Consider the following 4,055-nt stretch of genomic DNA (forward strand, 5'->3'; position numbering starts at 1 on the left):
CTGCTGCGCAAGCTGCTCAGCCGCGACTTCACCCGCACCCGGATCAGCGTCGGCCTGCATGCGGTGGGGACGGCCGAAGCCGCCGGGCTTCTGGAGGCGCTCGACCGGGATGCGGCAAGGACCCTGGGCGAGGGCTACCGACTGGTGCCGACCGGCGGTTTCTACCAGGTCACCCGCGACTCCAACCGGCTGGTGGCCAGCCTGGGGAAAAGCTTCGCCCTCTCCCTGATCCTGGTGATGGGAGCCATCTGGGTTCTCTTCGGCTCCTTCAAACTGACCCTGGTCGCCCTGGTCCCCAACCTCATCCCCCTGGTCTGGAGCGGCGGGATTATGGGGTATGCCGGCATCGACCTCAGCACCGGCACGGCCATGATCGCCGCCGTGGTCATCGGCCTGGTGGTCGACAACACCATCCATTACCTGGCCCGCTACCGCCGCGAACGGCACCGGACCCCGGCCGAAGCCGTCCACGCCACCACCACCGGCACCGGCCGGGCGATGGTCATCTCCTCGGTCGTCCTCGTCCTCGGCTTCTGGACCGGCTGCTTCGGCAGCTTCAAGCCGACCGTCTATTTCTCCCTGCTGACGGGACTGACCATGATCGGCGCCCTGCTCAACGATCTGCTGGTTTTGCCGGCCTGCCTCCTCCTGACCGGCCGCTGGCTGCGGCAGGGGACTGCATGAGAGCCGTGTTTCTGGCCCTGGCGGCCGTCTTTTTGCTGACCGTTTCCGCACCGGCCGAGCAGGCCGCTCTGGCCAGCCGCTTCGCCGCGCTGCTCGATCCGGCTGCGGACCGCATCGTCCGGCGCGCCTGGGTTCCCAGCGCCGAGCAGCCGCAGGGGGAAGTGCGGCTCATCGCCCGCGGCGGAGCGCTGGTGATGCAGACGGCGCTCTCCAGCAAGGTGCTGCGGCGGGTAGCCGCCGCCATCAGCGAGAAGGAAGAGCGCTCCTGGCCCGAAGAGCGTGACGGCTTTGTCGACTCGCAGCGCTACCGGGAAACCCTGAGCAGGGCCGTGGAAGCGGTGCAGCGGGACAGCCGCGCCCACCCCCGGCCGGATCGCCGGCAGCAGCTGCTGATCGAGTTCGTGACCGCCGGCAGAAGCGCCCTCTATGCCATTTATCAGGCGGAGCTGAACGAGGGCGCGGAGGGGCTGGAGATCGCCGGGCGCCGGCTGCTCTTCATCGAGGGCGCCTCGCCCCTCTATGTGCGGGGCAATCTGGTGGAGATCGCCATGGACAGCTTTCACCTGGAGCGGGCCGAGGCCGAGCAGCTGATCGCCGCCCTCGCCCCGTAACCAACGAGCAATCCGGCTGCCCATGGACTGACGGGCCGCCCGAAAATGATGAGGTTGCATCATGAGACTGAGCGTTGCCACCAATTTCGACCCCTTGCTGATCGAAGGCATCAAGGACTACCCGGTGACCGAACTCTTCGGCAAACTGCGCGAGGACTTCGTCGGCGGCGGCCGAGCCCCCTACCAGCTGGCCAGGGTCTCCCGCCAGGCTCTCGCCCGCCACGTGCGCCAGGCCCGCGAGGCGGGGATCGGCTTCAACTACCTGCTCAATGCCTCCTGCCTCGGCAACCTGGAGATCACCCGCGAGGGACAGCGGGCCATCGACCGGCTGCTCGGCTGGGTGAACGATATCGGCGTCGAATCGGTCACCGTCGCCACGCCGCTGCTGCTCAAGACGATAAAGAGCCGCTATCCGCACCTCAAGGTACGCATCTCGGTCTTCGGCGGCGTCGACCGGGTGCGCAAGGCGCAGATGTGGGAGGAATTGGGGGCCGACTGCATCGTCCTCGACAGCATCCTGGTCAACCGCGAACTGGCGACCCTCGCCAGCATCCGCAAGGCGGTCCGCTGCGACCTGGAGCTGCTGGTCAACAACAACTGCCTCGCCGGCTGCGCCCTCTCTCCCGCGCACATGAACGCCCTCGCCCATGCCGGGCAGTCGCGGCACAAGAACAAGGGCTTTTTCCTCGACTGGTGCTTCCTCAAATGCACCGAGATGAAGCTGCGCGATCCGGTCAACTACATCCGCTCGGAGTGGATCCGCCCCGAGGACCTGCCGGTCTACGAGGAGCTGGGGTACGACCTGTTCAAGATCGCCGAGCGCGACATCCCCACCGAGGTCATGCTCCGGCGGGTGAAGGCCTACGCCGAGCGCCGCTACGACGGCAACCTCCTCGACCTGATCCAGGCCTATGGTTTCAAGGGGGTCAGCCGGGACCACCGCTACTACCGCCACGGCCTCCTCTGGCTGCTGCGCTACCTGATCCGGCCGGGACTGGTCAACCCGCTGCGCATGCTGCCGCTCAAGCGCCTGGCCGAGCTGCGCGGCATGACCCAACCGGTGGCGGGCGAAGCGCCGGTCTATATCGACAACCGGGCGCTGGACGGTTTCATCGAACGCTTCCGCCGGGAAGGATGCCTCGGTGCCGACTGTGAGGAGTGCCGCTGGTGCCACGAGTTCGCCGCGAAGGCGGTGCGCATCAACGCCGCCAGCCGTGCCGAGGCGCTGGCCGCCTACGAGGAGCTCTTCGCCTCGATGCACGACGGCAGCATGTGGCGCTACTTCCGGTCCGGGAAAAAATCCCGGACCGCAAAAGGATGAGCAGGCGATGCGCTCCCGGTTCGACCTCAAAATCCGCGACCACCTCGACCGGCCGGAGAGGAAGCGGCACTACAACGAGCTGCACTTCTCCGAGGCCGCCAGCCGCTACGACTTCGCCACCCGAGCCATGTCCCTCGGGCGCGACGGCGCCTGGAAGCGGGCCCTGGTCGCCGCCCTGCCGGAGCTGGCGGCGCCCCGCTGCCTCGACCTGGCCTGCGGCACCGGCGACATCGCCTTTCTCCTCGCCCGGCGTTATCCCGAAGGGGCCATCCTCGGCCTCGATCTGGCCGAGCCGATGCTGGCGATCGCCCGCCGCCGCAACCGCTTTCCCCGGGTCAGCTTCGCCCGGGGGGATCTGGGCGCGACCGGGCTGGAGGCCGCCAGCTTCGATCTGGTCACCGGCAGCTACGCCATCCGCAACGCCCCGGAGCTCGGCGCCGCCCTCGACGAAATCCGCCGCGTCCTCAAGCCCGGAGGCATCGCCGCCTTCCTCGACTTTTCCAAGCCGGCCTCCCCCTTCTGGCAGCGACTCCAGTACCGGCTGCTCAAGAACTGGTGCGGACTGTGGGGGCTGCTGCTGCACGGCAACGCCGAGGTCCACGGCTACATCGCCGCCAGTCTTCGGGCCTATCCCGACCGCCAGGAACTGCGCGGGCTGCTGCGCCGCCACGGTTTCGCCTGCATGGCCGGGCGCCGCTTCTACGGAGGCCTGCTCGAAATGCTGGTGGTGCGCAAGGGCCTGGACCCGGCAGATGAAGTGCGCGCCTGCTGATTTGTTGCGGATATCGACGCAGACTGTGCGCGTGGCCTGACAGGCGCACGAGGCCCGAGGAAGCGATCCCTCGGGCCTTGTTTCTGGTGCGCCGGGTGCGGCGCGCGGCACGTGAGCGCAACTCGCTGTACAGGGCGTAGCGCTTCCGGTAAAAGCAGTAAATCCCCCCATCGAAAATAGGGGAAATCCCCCATGGATTTTTCCTTTGTTTGCGGTAGCTTTATTGCCTGAATTTAATATTTCGAGCAGGGGAGGCAGGGACATGGCAAAGCGAACCGAAGTCTGGCAGCGTTGCGGGGCAATCCTTGTTTTATCCCTCGCCCTGTTGTTGGCCGGGATCGTCCCGGCACACGTCTCTCCGGATGACCCTGAAAGAGGAGCCTGGTCGGTCGGGCAGAAAGCGGAGGTTTCGCCATGAAAAAGTCAGTCCTTCTCCTGTTCGTTCTGGCCGCCGCGGCCGCCCTGACCCTGGCCGGCTGCGGTGGCGGCGGCGGATCCTCCTCTTCGACCCCGGTCGACCTGGATGGCGACGGTGTGGTCCACGCTCTGGACGCCTTTCCCGACGATCCGGCCGCCTCGGTGGATACCGACGGCGACGGTTTTCCGGATGCCTTCAACGCCAACGCCACAACCGAGCAACTGGCCGCCACCACCCTGACCCTCGATG

The 4,055-nt window shown here is 67.2% G+C and carries 5 protein-coding genes; all 5 read left to right on the top strand.

Features of this window, described 5'->3' with window-relative positions; all coding sequences use genetic code 11:
- Positions 1-684: MMPL family transporter (locus VD811_16410; protein ID HXV22568.1), on the top strand; the 684-nt coding region annotated here is incomplete at its 5' end.
- Positions 681-1,295: a hypothetical protein gene (locus VD811_16415; protein ID HXV22569.1), complete on the top strand. Its 615-nt coding sequence runs from the start codon at positions 681-683 to the stop codon at positions 1,293-1,295. The genes VD811_16410 and VD811_16415, both read left to right, overlap by 4 nt.
- Before the next feature lie 61 nt (positions 1,296-1,356).
- Positions 1,357-2,616, top strand: coding sequence for a U32 family peptidase (locus tag VD811_16420; GenBank protein HXV22570.1), 1,260 nt, complete (start codon positions 1,357-1,359; stop codon positions 2,614-2,616).
- A gap of 7 nt (positions 2,617-2,623) precedes the next feature.
- Complete coding sequence (locus VD811_16425) at positions 2,624-3,388, top strand: ubiquinone/menaquinone biosynthesis methyltransferase (GenBank protein HXV22571.1); 765 nt, start codon at positions 2,624-2,626, stop codon at positions 3,386-3,388.
- Between the two features lie 414 nt (positions 3,389-3,802).
- Positions 3,803-4,055 (top strand): hypothetical protein (locus VD811_16430; protein HXV22572.1); only part of this gene is annotated, 253 nt, incomplete at its 3' end.

The organism is Desulfuromonadales bacterium, from assembly GCA_035620395.1.
Lineage (GTDB): Bacteria > Desulfobacterota > Desulfuromonadia > Desulfuromonadales > DASPGW01 > DASPGW01.